Annotated in this window: 20 protein-coding genes; 14 read left to right on the forward strand and 6 right to left on the reverse strand. The window is 64.9% G+C overall.

The window, feature by feature from the left end; all coding sequences use genetic code 11:
* Positions 1 to 9 precede the first annotated feature (9 nt).
* From ACDA63_RS12120 to ACDA63_RS12165, 10 genes are all read left to right on the forward strand, one after another.
* Complete coding sequence (locus tag ACDA63_RS12120) at positions 10 to 630, forward strand: outer membrane lipoprotein carrier protein LolA (protein WP_373663511.1); 621 nt, start codon at positions 10 to 12, stop codon at positions 628 to 630.
* Entirely contained in the window at positions 623 to 2938 is a 2316-nt protein-coding gene (locus ACDA63_RS12125; RefSeq protein WP_373663512.1) for an MMPL family transporter, read from the forward strand. Before ACDA63_RS12120 ends, ACDA63_RS12125 begins: the two co-directional genes overlap by 8 nt.
* Entirely contained in the window at positions 2935 to 4164 is a 1230-nt protein-coding gene (locus tag ACDA63_RS12130) for an NAD(P)/FAD-dependent oxidoreductase (protein WP_373663513.1), read from the forward strand. The genes ACDA63_RS12125 and ACDA63_RS12130 overlap by 4 nt, the downstream gene beginning before the upstream one ends.
* On the forward strand, positions 4152 to 4709 hold the full coding sequence (locus tag ACDA63_RS12135; RefSeq protein ID WP_373663514.1) for a DUF3261 domain-containing protein: 558 nt from the start codon (positions 4152 to 4154) through the stop codon (positions 4707 to 4709). The genes ACDA63_RS12130 and ACDA63_RS12135 overlap by 13 nt, the downstream gene beginning before the upstream one ends.
* A complete protein-coding gene (locus ACDA63_RS12140) occupies positions 4706 to 5890 on the forward strand; it encodes a beta-ketoacyl-ACP synthase (protein WP_373663515.1) in 1185 nt (394 codons plus the stop codon). The genes ACDA63_RS12135 and ACDA63_RS12140 overlap by 4 nt, the downstream gene beginning before the upstream one ends.
* A complete protein-coding gene (locus ACDA63_RS12145; RefSeq protein ID WP_373663516.1) occupies positions 5887 to 6339 on the forward strand; it encodes a hypothetical protein in 453 nt (150 codons plus the stop codon). The genes ACDA63_RS12140 and ACDA63_RS12145 overlap by 4 nt, the downstream gene beginning before the upstream one ends.
* The gene (fabG, locus tag ACDA63_RS12150; protein ID WP_373663517.1) at positions 6336 to 7061 is read left to right on the forward strand and encodes a 3-oxoacyl-ACP reductase FabG; all 726 of its coding nucleotides are present in this window, start codon (positions 6336 to 6338) and stop codon (positions 7059 to 7061) included. Before ACDA63_RS12145 ends, fabG begins: the two co-directional genes overlap by 4 nt.
* On the forward strand, positions 7061 to 8290 hold the full coding sequence (locus tag ACDA63_RS12155; protein ID WP_373663518.1) for a beta-ketoacyl-ACP synthase: 1230 nt from the start codon (positions 7061 to 7063) through the stop codon (positions 8288 to 8290). Before fabG ends, ACDA63_RS12155 begins: the two co-directional genes overlap by 1 nt.
* A 58-nt stretch (positions 8291 to 8348) precedes the next feature.
* Positions 8349 to 8789 carry an excinuclease ATPase subunit gene (locus ACDA63_RS12160; protein WP_373663519.1) on the forward strand — a complete coding sequence of 147 codons (441 nt, stop codon included), beginning with the start codon at positions 8349 to 8351 and terminating at the stop codon, positions 8787 to 8789.
* Between the two features lie 172 nt (positions 8790 to 8961).
* Positions 8962 to 9459 (forward strand): hypothetical protein, encoded by a 498-nt coding sequence (locus ACDA63_RS12165; protein ID WP_373663520.1) that lies wholly within the window; start codon positions 8962 to 8964, stop codon positions 9457 to 9459.
* A 13-nt stretch (positions 9460 to 9472) separates the two neighbouring features.
* On the opposite strand, the gene ACDA63_RS12170 is transcribed toward ACDA63_RS12165, so the two are convergent.
* Together ACDA63_RS12170 and ACDA63_RS12175 are read right to left on the reverse strand one after the other, a co-directional pair.
* Complete coding sequence (locus ACDA63_RS12170) at positions 9473 to 9961, reverse strand: nucleoside 2-deoxyribosyltransferase (RefSeq protein WP_373663521.1); 489 nt, start codon at positions 9959 to 9961, stop codon at positions 9473 to 9475.
* A complete protein-coding gene (locus ACDA63_RS12175) occupies positions 9958 to 10863 on the reverse strand; it encodes a recombination-associated protein RdgC (protein WP_373663522.1) in 906 nt (301 codons plus the stop codon). The genes ACDA63_RS12170 and ACDA63_RS12175 overlap by 4 nt, the downstream gene beginning before the upstream one ends.
* Before the next feature lie 71 nt (positions 10864 to 10934).
* Between ACDA63_RS12175 and ACDA63_RS12180 the strand changes: the two genes are divergently transcribed.
* Together ACDA63_RS12180 and ACDA63_RS12185 are read left to right on the forward strand one after the other, a co-directional pair.
* Entirely contained in the window at positions 10935 to 11165 is a 231-nt protein-coding gene (locus ACDA63_RS12180; protein ID WP_373663523.1) for a hypothetical protein, read from the forward strand.
* Positions 11110 to 11373, forward strand: a complete 264-nt coding sequence (locus ACDA63_RS12185) for a hypothetical protein (RefSeq protein WP_373663524.1) — start codon at positions 11110 to 11112, stop codon at positions 11371 to 11373. Before ACDA63_RS12180 ends, ACDA63_RS12185 begins: the two co-directional genes overlap by 56 nt.
* Before the next feature lie 42 nt (positions 11374 to 11415).
* Here ACDA63_RS12185 and ACDA63_RS12190 read toward each other — a convergent pair whose 3' ends face one another.
* Positions 11416 to 11868: a GNAT family N-acetyltransferase gene (locus tag ACDA63_RS12190; RefSeq protein ID WP_373663525.1), complete on the reverse strand. Its 453-nt coding sequence runs from the start codon at positions 11866 to 11868 to the stop codon at positions 11416 to 11418.
* A gap of 67 nt (positions 11869 to 11935) precedes the next feature.
* Positions 11936 to 14152, reverse strand: coding sequence for a bifunctional (p)ppGpp synthetase/guanosine-3',5'-bis(diphosphate) 3'-pyrophosphohydrolase (locus ACDA63_RS12195; RefSeq protein WP_373663526.1), 2217 nt, complete (start codon positions 14150 to 14152; stop codon positions 11936 to 11938).
* Between the two features lie 72 nt (positions 14153 to 14224).
* Between ACDA63_RS12195 and ACDA63_RS12200 the strand changes: the two genes are divergently transcribed.
* Entirely contained in the window at positions 14225 to 14995 is a 771-nt protein-coding gene (locus tag ACDA63_RS12200; RefSeq protein ID WP_373663527.1) for a zinc-dependent peptidase, read from the forward strand.
* 94 nt (positions 14996 to 15089) lie between these two features.
* Positions 15090 to 15485 (forward strand): host attachment protein, encoded by a 396-nt coding sequence (locus tag ACDA63_RS12205; protein ID WP_373663528.1) that lies wholly within the window; start codon positions 15090 to 15092, stop codon positions 15483 to 15485.
* Positions 15486 to 15561: 76 nt separating this feature from the next.
* Here ACDA63_RS12205 and ACDA63_RS12210 read toward each other — a convergent pair whose 3' ends face one another.
* Together ACDA63_RS12210 and ACDA63_RS12215 are read right to left on the reverse strand one after the other, a co-directional pair.
* Positions 15562 to 16179 (reverse strand): hypothetical protein, encoded by a 618-nt coding sequence (locus tag ACDA63_RS12210; protein ID WP_373663529.1) that lies wholly within the window; start codon positions 16177 to 16179, stop codon positions 15562 to 15564.
* Between the two features lie 100 nt (positions 16180 to 16279).
* On the reverse strand, positions 16280 to 17896 hold the full coding sequence (locus ACDA63_RS12215; RefSeq protein ID WP_373663583.1) for an ABC transporter permease: 1617 nt from the start codon (positions 17894 to 17896) through the stop codon (positions 16280 to 16282).
* Positions 17897 to 17969: the final 73 nt, after the last annotated feature.

Genomic DNA, 17969 nt, shown 5'->3' on the forward strand with positions numbered 1-17969 from the left:
ATGTCGTCCGTGCGTAATCGAATGCAGAACATCATCCTGTCGGGCTGCCTGCTGTTCGCGGCCGGGAGCGCCATGGCCGAAGACATCGCCGCCGCCGTCAAGGCGCGGCTGGCGGATGTCGCAGTAGTCCGTGGTGATTTTGAACAGCAGAAGACGCTGGCGGGTTTCCGCAAGCCGGCGGTGTCGCGTGGCGATTTCGTCATCGCGCGCGACCGTGGCGTGCTGTGGGTCACCAAGTCGCCTTTCTCCGGTTCGCTGCGCCTGACGCGCAATGAGATCGTGGCACGCACGGGCGACCAGCAGACCATGCGCCTGACGGCCAGCGAACAACCCGGTATGCAGTCGGTCAGCCGCTTGCTGTTCGGCCTGCTCTCGGGCGACCTTGCGCCGCTCGCCGACAGCTTTGAGATCGCTGGCGAACTGCGCGGCGCGCAGGGCTGGCAACTGGCGCTGACGCCGAAGACGCCCGCGTTGCAGAAGATGTTCAAGCGCATCGATCTCGAAGGCGATCGCTACGTGCGGCGCGTGAAGCTGGCGGAAGCCTCCGGCGACAGCACCGACATCCGCCTGAGCAACGTGGGTAGCCAGCCAGCCACGCTCACCCCGGATGAGGTCAAGCGTTTTGAGTGATCGTCTGTGGCGCCTCTGCGCCATCCTGTGGGTGATCGTCGTCGCCGCCATCGGCGCGCACAACTATCTGTTCTGGACGGCCGGCTCCAAGCGCGTGGATACCGACGTGCTGGCCCTGCTGCCGCGCGACGCCAACGACCGGCAGGTCGATGAAGTCACGCGCCGCCTGGCGGACAACGCCTCGCGCGAACTGGTGGTGCTGGTCGGCGCCAGCGATTGGGCGGCTGCCGCACGCGCGGGCGACGCTGCCGCGGCCCAGATCGCGTCGCTGCCCGGCACGCTGCGCTATCGCGTCGATGACAGCAACATGGCCGCCGCCGTCGACTGGCTCAACACGTATCACACCGCGCTGCTTTCCGACGCCCAGCGAACCTGGTTGCAGCATGCCGGCGACGCCGAGCTGACGGCGCGGGCGCAATCCCAGTTGCATCAATCGTTCGGGCCGCGCATCGCGCGCTGGCAGGACGATCCGCTCGGGCTCGCACCGGAATGGCTGCTCTCGCGCGGGCAAGGCATCAAGGTCCAGCCGCGCGACGGGCGCCTGTCGGCCAGCGGCGAGGGCAAGCAATGGGCGGTCATCACGGTGCGGCTCGACGGCCCGGGTTTCCGCCTCGATGGAGAAGAGCGCATCGGTGCCGTGCTGAAGGCTGCGCAAGCGGCTGCGACGGCGGCAACGCCCGATGCGGAACTGATCGCGGCGGGTGTGCCACTGCATGCCGAAGCGGCGGCAGTGCAGGCCAATTTCGAGATGAACACGGTCGGCTGGGGTTCACTGGCGGGCGTCATGCTGCTGATGTGGCTGGGTTTCCGCTCGCTGCGTCCGCTTTCGCTGGTGGTGGTCACGCTGTTCGTTGGCTGCCTTGCCGGCGTGTCGGCCTGCGCCCTGGTATTCGAACGCGTCCACGTCATCACCCTGGTATTCGGCGCCAGCCTCGTCGGCGTGGCTGAAGACTACGGCATACATTACTTCGCTTCGCGTCAGGACGATCCGGACACGCCGCCGTTCGCGCTCATGCGCCACCTGTCGCCGTCGCTGTGGCTGGCGCTGCTGACCTCGGTACTCGCGTATGGCGCGCTGGCGCTGGCGCCGTTCCCCGGCTTGCGGCAGATGGCGCTGTTTTCGGCGGCCGGTCTGGTGGGCGCGTTCGTCACGGCCTTCCTGTGGTACCCGTGGCTGGACCGCGGCCGCCCCAGGCAGACGAAGTTCTCCGCGCGCTGGGCCGACAGCCGCCGCCGCTGGCCTTCGCTGCGGGGTCGTCGTGGTGCGTTGATCGTGCTTGCCATCGTGGCCCTCTGCGCCACGGGTTGGGTACAGCTCACCGTGCGCGACGATATCCGTGCCCTGCAGAATCCTCCGCCCGCATTGCGCGACGCGCAGGTACGCGCGGCACGCATCCTGGGGCTGCCGAGTCCAGCGCAATTCCTGTTCGTCCACAGTCGTTCGCCCGACGCCGTGCTGTCCGTCGAAGAAACCCTGCGCCCCGCGCTGGCCGCGATGGTGAGCGACGGGCACCTGACGGGCTGGCAGGCCCTGTCCGATTGGGTACCGTCGGCCAATCGCCAAGCGGATAACATGCGCGTGCACAACAGGGCACGCGACGAGGTGTGGCGCAGTCTCGCCGACACGCTCGGGCTGGACGCCCACCCTCCTGCGCTGAGCGAAAAGGCACTGACGCTGGACGCCGCGCTGGCGGGCCCGTTCGGCGACGCGTTGCGGCCGCTGTGGCTGGGCCGCATCGGCGATGGCTTCGGCTCGGTGATCCTGCTCAGCGGCGTCACGCCGGATTCTCTCGCGGGCTTGCGGGCGATGGCCGAGTCGCACTCCGAGGTGCGTTTCGTCGACAAGTCGGCTGACATTTCCCGCTTGCTCACGCACTATCGCCATTCGATGAGCCTGCTGGCGCTGCTGGGAATCGCGCTGATCTGGCTGGCGCTGGCGCGTCGGTTCGGGCGTGCAAGCTGGCGTGCCATGGCGCCGACGCTGTTGTCGGCCGGGCTCGCGCTGGCCGTGCTGGGCTGGATCGGACAACCGCTACAACTGTTCCACGTGCTGGCGATCTTCCTCGTGCTGGGCATGGGTGTGGATTACGGCATCTTCCTGCTCGAGCATCCGCAGCGCGAAGATGGCGCGGCGTGGCTGGCGGTAGGCCTGGGGGCGGCCAGCACCTTGCTGTCATTCGGGCTGCTGGCGCTGTCGCGCACGCCGGCATTGCAGGCATTCGGCCTGGTCATGGCCATCGGCATCGCCACGGTGTGGACCACGGCTCCCATGTTCTGCACCATGAAGACGGAGAGTGACAGAACATGAACGTCGAACAGGCAGACATCCTCATCATTGGCGCCGGCCCGGCCGGCGCCGTGGCCGCGGGGCTCCTGCGTCGCCAGGGGTGCAGCGTGCTGGTGCTCGAACGCGAACAGTTCCCGCGTTTTTCGATCGGCGAGAGCCTGCTCCCGCAGAGCATGGCCTACATCGAAGAAGCCGGCATGCTGCAGGACGTGATCGAAGCCGGCTTCCAGTACAAGAACGGCGCCGCCTTTGCCTGGCGCGACCGCCACACCGCTTTCGACTTCCGCGAGAAGTTCAGTTGCGGCTGGGGCACCACTTATCAGGTACAGCGGGCTCGCTTCGACAAGGTGCTGGCCGATGCCGCCAGCCGGATGGGCGCGGAGATCCGCTACAGGCACGAGGTGATCGCGGCCGACGTATCCGGCGACCAGCCTGTGGTCACGGTGCGCGCGCCCGACGGTAGTACCTATCAGGTGCGTGCCAGCTTCATGCTGGACGCCTCGGGTTTCGGGCGCATCCTGCCGCGTCTGCTGCAATTGGAACAACCGTCGAACTTCCCGGTGCGCGGCGCGATCTTCACGCACATCGAAGATCGCGTGCCGCCTGCCTCGTTCGATCGCAACAAGATTCTCATCTCGGTTCATCCCGAACACACCGACGTCTGGTACTGGACGATTCCGTTCTCCGACGGACGCTGCTCACTGGGTGTGGTCGCGCGGCAGGACTTCCTCGCGCAGTACGACGGCACCGAAACAGAACGACTGCAGGCACTGGTGGCCGAAATGCCCTACCTCGCCGGGCTGCTCGCCCATGCACGGTGGGACACGCCGGCCCGCCAGATCGTCGGTTATTCGTCGAACGTGAAATCACTCTGGGGCAAGGGCTTTGCGCTGCTGGGCAACGCGGGCGAGTTCCTCGACCCGGTGTTCTCGTCGGGCGTGACCATCGCTTTCAAATCCGCGAGCCTGGCGACAGCCTGCATCGAGCGCCAGCACCGGGGTGAAGCCGTCGACTGGCAAGCCGATTTCGCGGTGCCGCTCAAGCGCGGCGTCGATACGTTCCGCACTTTCGTCGAGGCGTGGTACGAGGGCGGCTTCCAGCGCATCATTTTTCACCCGGACCAGACCGACGAAATCCGCCGCATGATTTCGGCAATCCTCGCGGGCTACGCGTGGGACACCACCAATCCCTTCGTCGCCGAAAGCCGTCGACGTCTCGCTGTGCTGGAAGAACTGTGCGCAGGTTGATCGTTGCTCTGCTTCTGCCCGTGCTGGCTGCCTGCAGTTTTGCGCCAACGCGACCCTATCCGGGGGATGCGCCCTACTTTGCGCTGCCACCGGCCAGCCTCGGGCGCGAGCTGTCACTGCAACAGCAATTGCGTTTCGTGTCTCCCAACGGCGGCGATCGCACGCTCGATGCCTATCTCGAAGCGGATGCCGCTGCCGTGCGGCTTGCGGCGATGGTGAGCGGCCAGACGGCCATGCGCATCATCTGGGACGGCAACGACCTCACCAGTCAGCGTGCCGACTGGCTGCCAAAAACGGTCGACGCCGCCGCCGTACTATCGGACCTGCAACTGGTGTACTGGCCATTGCCGGCATTGCAGGCCGCACTGGCCCCAGGCTGGTCGCTCGAAGACGACGCCAGCTCGCGCCGATTGGTACAGGGCGGCGAGGTCGTGATCGAGGTCCACTATTCGGAGCGCTCGGGCGAGGCGCGCCACATCAGCATCGACCACCCGCGGCTGGGCATGCGCCTGGAAATCGAATCAGCCAGCTCCACAGCTTCATGACACAAGACTTCTTTCTCAATGATTGCGGCGTCATCTGCGCGCTGGGTGCGGGCAAGGATGCCGTGCGCGAGGCGCTGTTCAATGCCGCCGGCCCAGGCGGCGTGGCGCCGAGCGAAGCCTTCCTCGGCCGTCGCCTGCACGTCGGCGCAGTGAATTCCCCGCTGCCGGATCTGTCGCATCTGCCCGTCGAACTGCGCGGCCGCAACAACGGGCTCGTGCTGGCCGCAGCCAACGAGATCCGCGCGAGCATCGTCGCTGTGCGCGAGCGCTTCGGCGCGGCGCGTGTCGCCGTCGTCATGGGCACCAGCACGACCGGCATCGGCGAGGCCGAAGCCGCGACGCGCGTACTCGTGGCAGACGGCCACTACCCGCCGGCGTATCACTACGCGCAGCAGGAACTCGGCTCCACGGCGCAAGTGCTGGCACGCGAATTCGATCTGCGCGGGCCTTGCTACACGGTATCGACCGCGTGCTCGTCGAGCGCCAAGTCACTCATTTCGGCGGCGCGCTTGTTGTCGATGGGGCTGGCCGACGCGGTCGTGTGCGGCGGTGCGGATTCGCTGTGCGGCTTCACCATCGCCGGCTTTTCGTCGCTCGAGCTGATCAGCGCCGAGCGCTGCAACCCGATGTCGCGCAATCGCGCTGGCATCAATATCGGCGAGGCGGCGGCACTGTTCGTCATGACGCGCGAGCCGGGCGGTGCGCGCTTGTCGGGCTGGGGCGAGAGCTCAGACGCACACCATATTTCCGCACCGGACCCGAGCGGTCGCGGCGCCATCGAGGCGATGACGTCCGCGCTGTCGCGTGCGGGCCTGACGGCCGACGATGTCGACTACCTGAACATGCATGGCACCGCTACACCGCAGAACGATGCGGTGGAGTCTGCGGCCATCGCGCAGGTCTTCGGCACCGAAGTGCCTTGCAGCTCGACCAAGCCGCTGACCGGCCATACGCTGGGTGCGGCGGGCGCATTGGGCGCTGCATTTGCGTGGCTCGTCGTGCAATCCGAATCAGGCGGACGCCTGCCGCCGCATTGGTATGACAACGAGCGCGACGAGGCGCTGGCAAGCATCCACCTGGTATCGCCCGGCGAACGCACCGCACACACGCCGCGTCATGTGCTGGCGAATACCTTCGCCTTCGGCGGCAACAACGCCAGCCTGATCGTGAGCGCGGCATGACGACTCAGGCCATCAAGGATCTGCTGCCGCACGCGGCGCCGATGATCCTCATCGACGAGTTGGTCGAGGTCAACGGACCCGATATCGTCACGCGCATCCACATCCGGCCCGAGAGCCCGTTCTGCGAGAATGGCCGCGTCGGCGCCTGGGTGGGCATCGAATACATGGCGCAGACCGTCGGGGCCTGGGCGGGGCATTGCGACAGGCGCGACGGACGCGCCGTGCGCATCGGCTTTCTGCTCGGTGCGCGTCGATACGAATGCAGCGTGCCGCACTTTGAAGTCGGCGACACGCTGGTGGTTGCGGCCCATTGCGACATTCAAGATCGTGAGGGCCTGTCATCGTTTCGCTGCACGATTTCGCGCGGGGGCGCGGAACTGGCGCAGGCAAACGTCACCGTGTTCCAGCCTGCGAACGCGGCAGAGTTTTTGGGGGGAGAGGACAATTGAACAACACCGTGCTAGTGACCGGATCGAGTCGCGGCATCGGCCGGGCCATCGCACAACGACTGGCCCGCGATGGATATGACGTCGTCGTGCATTGCCGCAGTCGGCGCGACGAAGCCGACGCCGTGGCCACAGAGATCGCCGCATTGGGTCGCAAGGCCCGCGTACTGCAGTTCGACGTGGCCGACCGTGCTGCCGCCGCTGCCGCACTGGACAATGACATTGCGACGCATGGCGCCTATTACGGCGTGGTATGCAATGCGGGCATTGCGCGCGACAACGCGTTTCCGGCGCTGACGGGCGACGAGTGGGACAGCGTCATCCATACCAACCTGGATGCGTTCTACAACGTGCTCAATCCGGTCGTCATGCCGATGGTGCGTCGTCGCGCGGCGGGCCGCATCGTCACCTTGTCTTCCGTCTCGGGCGTGGCGGGCAATCGCGGCCAGGTGAATTACAGTGCGGCCAAGGCCGGCATCATCGGCGCCACCAAGGCGCTGGCGCTGGAACTGGCCAAGCGCGACATCACGGTCAATTGCGTGGCCCCCGGCCTGATCGACACCGAGATGATCGAGCCGCATGTGCTCGAAGAAGCGATGAAGATGATTCCCGCGCGCCGCACCGGCAAGCCGGAGGAAGTCGCCGCGACGGTCAGCTTCCTGCTCTCGCCGGATGCCGCATACATCACGCGGCAGGTCATTTCGGTCAACGGGGGAATGATCTGATGCGTCGCCGTGTCGTCATCACCGGCATGGCCGGCATCAGCCCGCTCGGCAACGATTGGGCAAGCATTCGCGCCAAGCTCGCATCCGGCACCAACGCGGTGACCCGCATGCCGGGCTGGGATGAAGTCGAAGGGTTGCACACGCACCTCGGCGCCAAGGCTGCGCCGTTCGATCTCCCGCCGCATTTCAACCGCAAGACCACGCGCAGCATGGGCAATGTCGCGCTGATGGCCGTCATCGCCACCGAGCGCGCGCTTGCCGACGCAGGACTGTCGGGCAGCGAGCTTCTCACCAGCGGCAAGGTCGGCATCAGCTATGGTTCTTCGGCGGGCACGCCGTCGGCCATCGGCGATTTCGGGCGCATGATCCGCGACCGCAACACCGAGGGCATCACGGCCAACACGTACATCAAGATGATGAGCCACACGGCGGCGGTGAACATTGGCGTGCACTTCGGCATCACGGGGCGCGTCATCACGACCAGCAGCGCGTGTACCTCCGGCAGCCAGGGCATCGGCTACGCCTACGAGGCGATCCAGTCCGGCAAGCAGGTGGCGATGATTGCTGGCGGCGCCGAAGAGCTCGACGCGATTCACGCGGCCGTCTTCGACACCTTGTTCGCCACCAGCGTCATGAACGATTCACCAGGGCTCACGCCGCGTCCGTTCGACGCGCGTCGCGACGGCCTCGTGCTGGGCGAAGGTGCGGGCACGATGATCCTCGAAGACCTCGAACATGCGCAGGCGCGCGGCGCACGCATCTATGCCGAAATCGTAGGATTCGGCACCAATTGCGACGGCACGCACGTGACGCACCCCAACGCGCCCACCATGGCCGCCGCCATGCGGCTGGCCCTCGAAGACGCCGGGCTCGACGCCAGCCGCATCGGCTACGTCAACGCGCACGGCACGTCCACCGACCGCGGCGACGTAGCTGAAGCCGGCGCTACCCGCGCCATCTATGGCGGCGCCACGCCGATCAGTTCGCTCAAAAGCTTCATGGGCCATACGCTCGGCGCCTGTGGCGTACTCGAAGCCTGGATGACCATCGAGATGATGCGCGAGGGCTGGTTCGCGCCCACGCTCAATCTCGAACAGGTCGCCGATGGCTGCGAAGGGCTCGCACACATCATGGGTAGCGCACGAAACATCGAGTGCGAATTCGTCACCAGCAACAACTTCGCCTTCGGCGGTATCAATACATCGCTGATCTTCCGTCGCTGGAACTGAAGACGCACATCGCAGACGCTAGAATCCGTCGTCATTTACCACCCCCAAGGGAGTCGTCATGAAGAAGTCCGGTCTCATCGTCGCCGCTGCCGCCGCGTTGTTCACCTTCAACGCCCAGGCGCGCGACACCACGCTGCACATCTCGATCCAGGAGGCGCTGTCGACGCCCGAAGCGCAGGAGAAGCTTGATCCCGAAATCCGCTTCTACTGGGGCAACCAGGCCACACCGAAGGTGCTGCAGAAGATGGGCGACGACGTCAGCAACAAGAAGACCAACGCCTTCAACAAGAGCGACGAAGAAGCCTGCAAGTGGGCGTTCCTGTCGGCCGTGCTGGCTTTCCAGGAAAAGGCCAAGCAGGTCGGCGCCAACGCCGTGGTGAATATGGTCAGCTACTACAAGAAAGTGGAGTTCTCCAGCCCGACTGAATTCGAATGCCACGCCGGCGCCATCATCGGGGGCGTTGCCCTGAAGGGCACCTACGCCAAGATCGGCAAGTAAGCAGGCCGATGCAATACGTGGCGGGGCGGGCGTCGCGGCGCCTTCTCCGCACTTTGACGCGCGCTGTGACACGGTGTGGCCGGTGCCCTGCTTTTTGATGGACGCAGACCAGCGTCAACCCCCATCGCGCAAACCTCACCGATCATCCGTTTTTTCGCTCATCGAAGCCGCCATGATCCGAGTCGTCCTCTCCTGTATCACCGCTCTTCTTCTCGTCGTTTCCGGTACTGCGTCGGCCCGCCAGAGCCCGATGCCGGTCTTCGGCCGCCAGCCAATCCTGTCTCAGCCCGGTACGCCCGCCGACGTGCGGCTGGTCATCAAACAGGCGGCTGTCATGCAGGCTCCCGAAACCTGGACGATCGTCGCCGAAGATGCCGACCGCATCCGCCTGCAGCTCAATGTGCGCAACAGGCATTTTGCTGTCATCGACATCGTCAACATCGACGCCAGCTCGTGCGACATCAAGTACGTGAGCAGCGAGAATCTCAACTACACCAAGAACGACGACGGCTCGGAAGAAATCCATCCGAACTTTACCAAGTGGGTACAGGCGCTGATGCGCAGTGCTCGCGCTCAGGCACTACAACTGCAAGCACGCAACAATGGCGCCGTGCCGCCGGCGCAGCCGCTGACCGTGACGCCGTTGCCGGCCGCTGCGCCAGCGCCCTGATCCGGATCGAACGTCAGGGATTGCGCGCGCCCATGAGCGCGCGCAGCGCGTCCCTGATGTCGCCGATGACGATGTTGGCCGGGACGGCCAGCATCAGGTTGAGAGGTAGTCCGAAATTCTCGACGTGCATGCCCTGCGCGTCGATGGGCCCGGCACCGGACGCCGAGCCCTGCATGCGAGTCACACGGGCGGCAATCGATTCGCCGCTCGCCATGTATCCGACCACGCGCTTGCCCAGCGCGACGGCGAACCCCACCTCGAAGCACGTACCGGAATCCGGCTCCGCACCGCGGAACGGGTTGAGATTCGCCAGCACGGCGTCCGCCCGCCGGATGAGTTCCACATTGCTGGTATAGATCGCCTCGGGCGTGGCGTGCGCTCCGTCCAGCGGCACCAATGCCTCGCAACCGTGCGCCGCGCACAAGGCCCTGACCTCGTCGGCCCAGGCCCCGGCATCAGCGCGGAAGACGTCCGGCCCGGCGATGTAGACGCGCAGCGTCAAATGGTTTTCTCCTCGCCGCCCAGCGCGTCGATCAGGGCCGGGATCACGCGTTGCAGTTCGCCCGTCATGAGCGCGAAGTCAGCATCGAACTGTTCGTCGCGGGAGATCGCGTCCGGCGCGCCGGCAGCTTCCTTGACCACGTCGAGCACCTGCAGGCGCTTGATCTCGAACTTGTCATTGAGCACCAAACTGACGCGGTCGTCGAAAGTCATCGCCAGGCGCGTGACCTGCTTACCGCTGGCGATGTGTTCGCGGATCTCGCCGCCTTCGAGCGTGTGGCGCACGTAGCGTACGGCGCTCTTCTCGTCGGTGACGGATGCCAGTTCGCAATCCTGATCGATGGTGAAGGCGCCCGGCGCGTCGCCTTCGGCCAGCCATTGGGTCATGGCGCCAGCCGGCGACAGGCGCGTGTTGAGCAGCTTGATGGGGAGTTCGTCCAGCGCCTTGCCCAGTGCTTCGATGACCACGTCGGCGCCCTTGCGGCTGGAGGCGTCGATGGCAAGCCAGCCGCCCTTCGGGTCGATCCAGACATAGGTGCGGCGACGACGGGTGAAGGCACGCGGCAGGAGTTCCTGCATCACCGCGTCCTTGATCTCCTTGATCTGCTTGCGCCCCGGTTTGTAGCCCTGTTGCGCTTCGATTTCTTCGGCGCGCTCTTCGGCCGTCTCGTTGACGACCGAACTGGGCAGCAGGCGTTGCTCGACGGTCAGGGCGATCATCCATTGACCGCCGACGCTGTGGACAAGGCCGCCATCCTGCACGGGCGCGGTAAAGCCGCGACTCATGGGGTCCTGGCTGCCGCAGGGCTGGAAGGACAGACGACCGAGCTGATCCGCGAGCCGATCGATGGTGATGTCCCACGGCGCCGGCAGGCGGTAGAGTTGAAGGTTACGAAACCACATGTGCCGAAAAATTGGGAAATGATACGCGGCGTCCGAAGGCGCCGCGAGTCTTGACAGAAGGGAAAGCGACCATGAAATACCTGAAACTGGCCGGCCTGGTCGGCGTCACCGCGCTGGCGACCGCGTGCGGCCTGACCGAATCGGCCACGACCGCCGCCACCGTCGCAAAAACCCAAGCCATGGCTGCGGAACAAGCCAGGAAGCAGGGCGATCAAATCGTGCTGAAAATGCAGCAGGCCAACGAAGATGAACAGCGCAGGCTGCAACAGCAACTGGATGCCGCGGATGCCGGCAACAAATGACCACGACCATGAGGAAACCACCGCCATGAAGAAGCCCGCAGTCAAACAACGCAACCTGGTGCATCTGGCGATGCTTCAGACACGGCGCGGCGGCGCGCACGACAAGACGAACAAGCAACGCCGGGCCAACGAAAAGAGCCGGCTTCGCAAGAACGTCCGCCACAATGACGAAGGCGGTTTTTTTCAGTCGGACGCCTTGGCCGCCTGAAAAAAACCGCCTTCATGACTCCCGCCGTGGCCGGCGCTCCGGTCACTCCTGCTGCGGCGGATGCGCGACGAAGCCCTGTTTTGCGTAACGGTTCATGCCCGTCGATTCATAGAAGCGCAGGGTGTCTTCGTCCAGCCGGCTCGTCAGCAGCATGACCTTGTAGCAGTCTTCGCTCCATGCGTAGTTCAGCACGTGCTGGACCAGGGCGCGCCCGATGCCGCGACGGCGCCATTGAGCATGCGTGACCACGTTCTCGATGAGCCCATAGGGACGGCAGCCGCGCGTGAGATTGGGGATCACAGACAGATTGCAGCACGCCACCAGCACGTCGCGCTCGAATGCGCCGAAGTAACGGAAACGCGCGCTGCGGGTGATTTCGTGCCACACGGCTTCGATGTGCTCGCGCGGTGGCAGCGGCGCGTCCTTGGCATGCAGATGGCGATACAGATCGAGCAGCGAATGCAGTTCTGCAGGTCGAAGCTGACGGATTTCCATGGCTTAGTCTCCATTCGGGCGAAGCGGCCAGTTCACCAGAATCTTCCGCCATCAGCTCTGCGCAGGGTCAGGCGCGCGCAGTGGCTTCGACGCCCTTCACTTCACCGACCTGCTGCAGGATTTTCTGCACGCTCGAAGCACTGCTGACCTCGACGGTAAAGCGCATGTACGCACGCCCCGCCTTCGAGACGGTATTCACGCCGATCACGTTGAGCTTGTCGCGCGAGAAAACGTCCGAGATATCGCGCAGCAGGCCCTGGCGGTCGATCGCTTCGACCGAGATGTCCACCGGATAGACCTCGGGCGGTTGTGCTGGCGTCGGCATACCGCCTCCCGTGCCCCAATCGGCCGGCACGATGCGCTCCGGGTGCCGATGTGCGATGTTCTGGAAGCTCTTGCAGTCGGTGCGGTGAATGGACACGCCGCGGCCGCGCGTGACGAAGCCCTGGATATCGTCCGGCGGCACCGGCTTGCAGCAGCGCGCCAATTGCGTGAGCAGCTTGCCCACACCGACGATGGTGATGCCGTCCGACGATTCGCTCGCGCGGCGCTTGCCGATCGCCACATCATCCGGCTTCTGGGGCGCGGCCGGCTCGACCTGGAAGGCGTTGTGGATCTGGCGACTGCCGACGTCGCCTCGTCCGACCGCGAGGAAGAAGGTCGTCGTGTCCTTGAAACCGAGCTTGTCCGCCAGCGCATCCAGGCTCGCCTGGGTCTGGCCCATGCGCTGAAGCTCCTTGGCGACGATGGCGCGGCCCTGCGCTGCGGTTTCTTCCTCTTCCTGCTGCACGAACCAGCGGCGCACCTTGGCGCGCGCGTTGGTGGTCACCAGGTAGTTGAGCTGCGGGTTCAGCCAGTCGCGCGACGGCCCGCCCTGCTTGGCGGTGATGATTTCCACCATCTGCCCGTTGGCCAGCGCGGTGTCGAGCGGCACCATTTGCCCGTCGACCTTGGCGCCGCGGCAACGGTGGCCCAGATCGGTATGCAGCCGGTACGCGAAGTCGATCGGCGTTGCACCGGCGGCAAGGTCGAGCACCCGCCCCTGCGGCGTGACGACGTAGATCGTGTCGTCCAGCGCGGCACGGCGCTGCTGTTCTTCCCAAGCCGAAGCGTCGGTCACTTCATCGCGCCACGACAGCAGTTCGCGCAGCAGCGCGATCTTTTCGTCGTAGGCGCCGCTCGAGCTCGCGGCACCTTCCTTATAGCGCCAGTGCGCGGCCACGCCCAGTTCCGCATGCTTGTGCATGTCGTAGGTGCGGATCTGCACTTCCAGCGCACGCCCGTCCGGGGCGCGCACGGCCGTGTGCAGCGACTGGTAGTTGTTGCCCTTGGGCTTGAGGATGTAGTCGTCAAACTCGTTCGGGATCGGCGTCCACAACTGGTGCACAACAGAGAGCACCGCATAGCACTCTTCCACTTTGTCGACCAGCACGCGGAACGCGCGCACGTCATACACCTGCGAGAAATCCAGGTGCTTGCTGCGCATCTTGTTGTAGATGCTGTAGATGTGCTTGGGCCGCCCATAGACCTCGGCCTTGATGCCCAGCGCGGTGATTTCCTTTTGCAGTCGCTCGATGGCGTCGTGGATGAAGGCTTCGCGCTCCACGCGACGTTCGTCGAGTTGCTTGGCAATGCGCTTGTAGGTCTGCGGCTCGAGGAAGCGGAACGAGAGATCTTCCAGCTCCCACTTGAGCTGCCACACTCCCAGGCGGTTGGCCAGCGGTGCGTAGAGATCGAGGCTTTCGCGCGCGATCTCCTGGCGGACGGCTTCGTTGCCTTCCTCCTTGCGCTCGGCGAAATGGCGCAGCGTCTGCGTGCGCGAAGCAAGGCGCAGCAGGATGACGCGAATGTCTTCGGCCATCGCCAGCACCATCTTGCGCAGCACTTCGGTCTGCGCATGCAGGTCGGCATGGGAAGCCCCGTCCGACACCAGCCGCAGGCGGTTCAGCCGCCGGCCGCCTTCGGCCAGTCGCGCCACCATCGAGCCGAAACGCTCTTCGACCTGCGTGGCGAGCTTGTCGTCGTCTTCGCCGACGGCAAAGAGAATGGACGCCAGGCGTGTTTCGAGGTCCAGCCGCAGCGATACGCAGATCAGCGCCATGCCCAGCGCGTGCTGCCAGGTCGACTCGCCCGTGCCAAGGGTGGCGTCGCCATAAACGGTCTGTGCCCAATCGATGGCGCGGGCAAGCGGCTCGCGCGCCTCGCCTGGCAGGCCTTCGCCAAGCACTTCGGGCAGGGAAGATGTAGCGTCGGTGTTAGCGACGGAATGCTGAACTGAAACCATTGCGCGATTATCCCACAGCGCCCGCGGCGGCCACGCTACCCTATGGGGTCGCAAACAACACGCGTTCGCTTCATGTTCGGTCTGAAGAGTCTATTCCGGCGCGCACCGCGCCCGGATGTCCCCGAAACCCTCTGGCAAGAGGTGGAATCGGCCCTGCCGTGGCTGTCGTATCTCAGCGCGGCCGAGCGGCTCGACCTACGCAAGATGGCGCTGGAGTTCCTGGATCGCAAGGTCTTTTCCGGCGCTCGCGGATTCGAACCGAACAACGTCGTACGCCTTTCGATCGCCCTGCAAGCCTGCGTGCCGATCCTGAAGCTCGGACTATCGTCGTACGACGGCTGGAGCGGCATCGTGGTGTACCCGGGGGAATTTGTCATCCCCCGCCGCACCGTCGATGAAGACGGCCTGCTGCATGAATACGACGAAGAGGCGCTGGGCGAATCATGGGACGGCGGCCCGGTGATCCTCACCTGGTTCGACAACCCTGACGACTACGCCGGCGCCCAGGTCGTCGTACACGAGTTTGCCCACAAACTCGACCAGCTTTCCGGTGGAGCCGACGGCATGCCGCCGCTGCATTCGGGCATGTCGATCGACGACTGGTGCGACGCGTTCGAAGCCGCTTTCGATGATTTCTGCGACAAGGTCGACCAGGCCGAAGAGGATGGCTCGGAGACGGCGATCGACCCATACGCAGCCGAGCATCCCGCGGAATTCTTCGCCGTGCTGAGTGAAGTCTTCTTCACCGATCCGCAACGACTTCTGTCGGAATATCCATCTATTTATCAACAGCTTATGCTGTTCTACCGACAGGATCCGGGACACATCAACAAAGCGCCGTGACACATTTGTGTCCACTGAAATCCCTGCCTATGGTGAAAGTTCTGCCAGTGCAAAACTGCGCAGGTCTTCATGCACTTCATCGGAGGTTTTCCCTATGTCGACCACCTGGATTGTCGTTGCCAACGCCCGCACCGCGCGTATTTTTGCCAACCATGGCCCCAACAAGGGCATCGAACTGGTCACGGAAAAGGCCGCCGCTCCGGAAATCGAGGTATTCGACCCACTTGGGCGGTCCGATCGGCGCGGGGAACCGACCCGCGCCGCGACGCAGGGCTTTGCCCACGAGTTAGCGCGCGACCTCCAGATGGGACGAAGTCGCGGCGACTACAAGCGCGCCGTGCTGGTCGCGCCACCGAGCTTCATGGGCATGCTCAATTCCGAACTCGATCCGCCCACCGCATCGATGGTGTCGAACCGGCTGGACAAGGATTACACCAAGCTGCAGGGCCGCGATCTGAACACCCAACTGGGCCAGTGCCTGTGCGTCTGATCGACCGCTGAGCTTTCGGTCATCCAAAGAAAAAACGGCTCCATCGGGAGCCGTTCTTTTGTCTGGTGATGAGACGTCATGGATTGTCGGTCATGTAGAGGCCCGGCTGCGCCTCTCCCAGGGTGAGGACATACCCGCCGCCCGAAGTCGCCGCTGCATTGGCCTGCAGCGTCGACCTCACGAAATTCTCGTAGCGGCCATCGGCCGACAGGCGCGATAGCTGCCTCACTGTCACCGTGCCTTGTGCCGTGTAGCGGAACGTGATGGAACTGTTCGCCAGCGCGGCGAAATTGCCCTCGGCGATGACTTCGTAATTCATGCTTGCGCCACCGGATGCCGGCAGTACGGATTCAGGCGCGGCACCGACGCAGAGCTTGAGATTGCCCATGCCGGAAGTAGGCGTGTGGACGGTCAGTTTGGCTACGCCGTCGCTGCTGGTGACGGATATGTCGGCATTGGCCAGGCTACTCTCGCTCAGCGTTATGGCGGAATAATCGGCCGGGCAACTGCGTGCGGAAGAACTGCTGCTGCTCGACGAACTACTGGCGCTGGATGACGACGAAGACGAAGACGACGAACTCGACGACGAGTTGCCGCCGAATGGATTGTCTTCGCTGTGATCGTCACCGCCGCATGCGGCAAGGGAAAAAACGACGGCCGCGGCGAGGCAGCAGCGCAAGGCATGACGGGGCATGGATCTCTCCGGAATTTACAGCGACCGATGCCAGCCGCATAAGCCCGGAGATTCTAAATCATGGGTGCCATACAAGCTTGATGGCACGCAAGGGGTCGCTTCAGCGCGAGGCCGTGATCCGCCGCGACAGCACGATCACCGGCAGCAGGCCAGCCGCAACGATCGTGAGGGATGCCGTGGACGCCTCGGCCAGTCGTTGGTCCGAAGCAAGGATATTGGCCTGTGTCGCCAACGTGTCGAAATTGAAGGGGCGCATGACGAGCGTTGCGGGCAACTCTTTCATTACATCGACGAATACCAGCAAGGCCGTGGTCAACAGGCTGCCGCGCAAGAGCGGCCAGTGCACCCGGCGCATGACGTCCGCGCGCGAACTCCCCAGGCTCTGGGCGGCATCGTCCATATTCGGCGTAACCTTGAGCAGCCCGCCTTCCACGCCCTGCAACGCCACCGTGAGGTAACGCACCAGGTAGGCATACACCAGCGCAAAGATGCCGCCGGTCAGCAACAGACCCGGATTGTGGCCGGTCAGCGACTGGATCGTCGCGGCCAGCCAGTTGTCGAGCCGTGCCACGGGAATCAGCACGCCGACGGCGATGACGGCCCCCGGCACTGCGTAGCCCAGCCCCACCACGCGATTGAAGAACACTGCCAGCCTCGAGCGCGTCGCACGTGCGTTGTAGGTCAGCACCAATGCCAGCAGCACCGCGATCGCCGCCGTCACGCCCGCCAGCAATGCGCTGTTGCGCACCAGCCGGAAATAACGCTCGCCGAACTGGGCGTCGCCCTGCGTGATTGCCATGTGCAACAACAGGCCGGCAGGCAGGATGAAACCGAAGAACAGCGGCAACGCGCAGGCCGCCGTCACGGACCAGCCGCCGATGCGACCGAGCTGCGAACGACGCACCGGTCGATGCTTGCCACCCCCCGCATAGCGGGCGCGTCCGCGCGAGGCCCGTTCCAGCAGCAGAACCAGTGCCACCACCACCAGCAGGGCGGTGGCCAGTTGCGCCGCCGCCACGCGATCGCCGAGCGAAAACCACGCGCGGTAGATGCCGGTGGTAAAGGTCTGTACGGCGAAGTACTGCACCGTGCCGTAATCGGCCAGCGTCTCCATCATGACCAGCGCCAGCCCGGCGACGATGGCGGGCCGGGCGAGCGGCAAGGAAATGCGCCAGAACCTCGCCCACGGTGACAAACCCAGCGACTGCCCGGCATCGAGCATGGCGCCCACGCGCTCGAGGAAGGCCGTGCGCGCCAGCATGTACACGTATGGGTAGAAGACAAAGATGAACATGGCGCACGCGCCACCGAGTGTGCGCACGTCGGGGAACCAGTAATCCGCCCGCGTCCAGCCGAAGGTGTCGCGCAGCCAGGTCTGGAACGGGCCGACGAACTGGAAAAAGTCGGTATAGACATAGGCCATGATGTAGGCCGGCACGGCCAGTGGCAGGATCAGCGCCCAGTCGAAGAAACGCCGCCCGGGGAATTCCAGCATGGTCGTCGCCCACGCCGTGCCCACGCCGATCACCGCCACGCCGATGCCGACGACAGCGCACAGGATCAATGTGTTGGTCAGGTAGCGAGGCAGGACGGTGTCGAGCAGGTGCCTCCAGACTTCGCCCGTGCCGCCACTGAACAGGCTCGACGCCACGGCCAGCACGGGCACGGCGATGAGCAGAGCCACCACGGCGGCGGCAACGGCCAGGGCGGACGGCAGACGTAAAGGGGCAGACTTGGGCGATGCGGCGGCAGTGGCCGGCAGGGTTTGCTGAGCGGAGGTCAATTGCGGG

Source organism: Uliginosibacterium sp. sgz301328 (assembly GCF_041807905.1).
GTDB lineage: Bacteria > Pseudomonadota > Gammaproteobacteria > Burkholderiales > Rhodocyclaceae > JBGVSA01.

What these genes read in the sequence shown, in the direction of transcription:
- ACDA63_RS12130 (WP_373663513.1), top strand. Translation starts at nt 2,935, where the DNA reads ATGAACGTCGAACAGGCAGACATCCTCATCATTGGCGCCGGCCCGGCC.
- ACDA63_RS12140 (WP_373663515.1), top strand. Translation starts at nt 4,706, where the DNA reads ATGACACAAGACTTCTTTCTCAATGATTGCGGCGTCATCTGCGCGCTG.
- ACDA63_RS12145 (WP_373663516.1), top strand. Translation starts at nt 5,887, where the DNA reads ATGACGACTCAGGCCATCAAGGATCTGCTGCCGCACGCGGCGCCGATG.
- ACDA63_RS12155 (WP_373663518.1), top strand. Translation starts at nt 7,061, where the DNA reads ATGCGTCGCCGTGTCGTCATCACCGGCATGGCCGGCATCAGCCCGCTC.
- ACDA63_RS12160 (WP_373663519.1), top strand. Translation starts at nt 8,349, where the DNA reads ATGAAGAAGTCCGGTCTCATCGTCGCCGCTGCCGCCGCGTTGTTCACC.
- ACDA63_RS12165 (WP_373663520.1), top strand. Translation starts at nt 8,962, where the DNA reads ATGATCCGAGTCGTCCTCTCCTGTATCACCGCTCTTCTTCTCGTCGTT.
- ACDA63_RS12175 (WP_373663522.1), bottom strand. Translation starts at nt 10,863, where the DNA reads ATGTGGTTTCGTAACCTTCAACTCTACCGCCTGCCGGCGCCGTGGGAC.
- ACDA63_RS12180 (WP_373663523.1), top strand. Translation starts at nt 10,935, where the DNA reads ATGAAATACCTGAAACTGGCCGGCCTGGTCGGCGTCACCGCGCTGGCG.
- ACDA63_RS12185 (WP_373663524.1), top strand. Translation starts at nt 11,110, where the DNA reads ATGAACAGCGCAGGCTGCAACAGCAACTGGATGCCGCGGATGCCGGCA.
- ACDA63_RS12190 (WP_373663525.1), bottom strand. Translation starts at nt 11,868, where the DNA reads ATGGAAATCCGTCAGCTTCGACCTGCAGAACTGCATTCGCTGCTCGAT.
- ACDA63_RS12195 (WP_373663526.1), bottom strand. Translation starts at nt 14,152, where the DNA reads ATGGTTTCAGTTCAGCATTCCGTCGCTAACACCGACGCTACATCTTCC.
- ACDA63_RS12200 (WP_373663527.1), top strand. Translation starts at nt 14,225, where the DNA reads ATGTTCGGTCTGAAGAGTCTATTCCGGCGCGCACCGCGCCCGGATGTC.
- ACDA63_RS12205 (WP_373663528.1), top strand. Translation starts at nt 15,090, where the DNA reads ATGTCGACCACCTGGATTGTCGTTGCCAACGCCCGCACCGCGCGTATT.
- ACDA63_RS12210 (WP_373663529.1), bottom strand. Translation starts at nt 16,179, where the DNA reads ATGCCCCGTCATGCCTTGCGCTGCTGCCTCGCCGCGGCCGTCGTTTTT.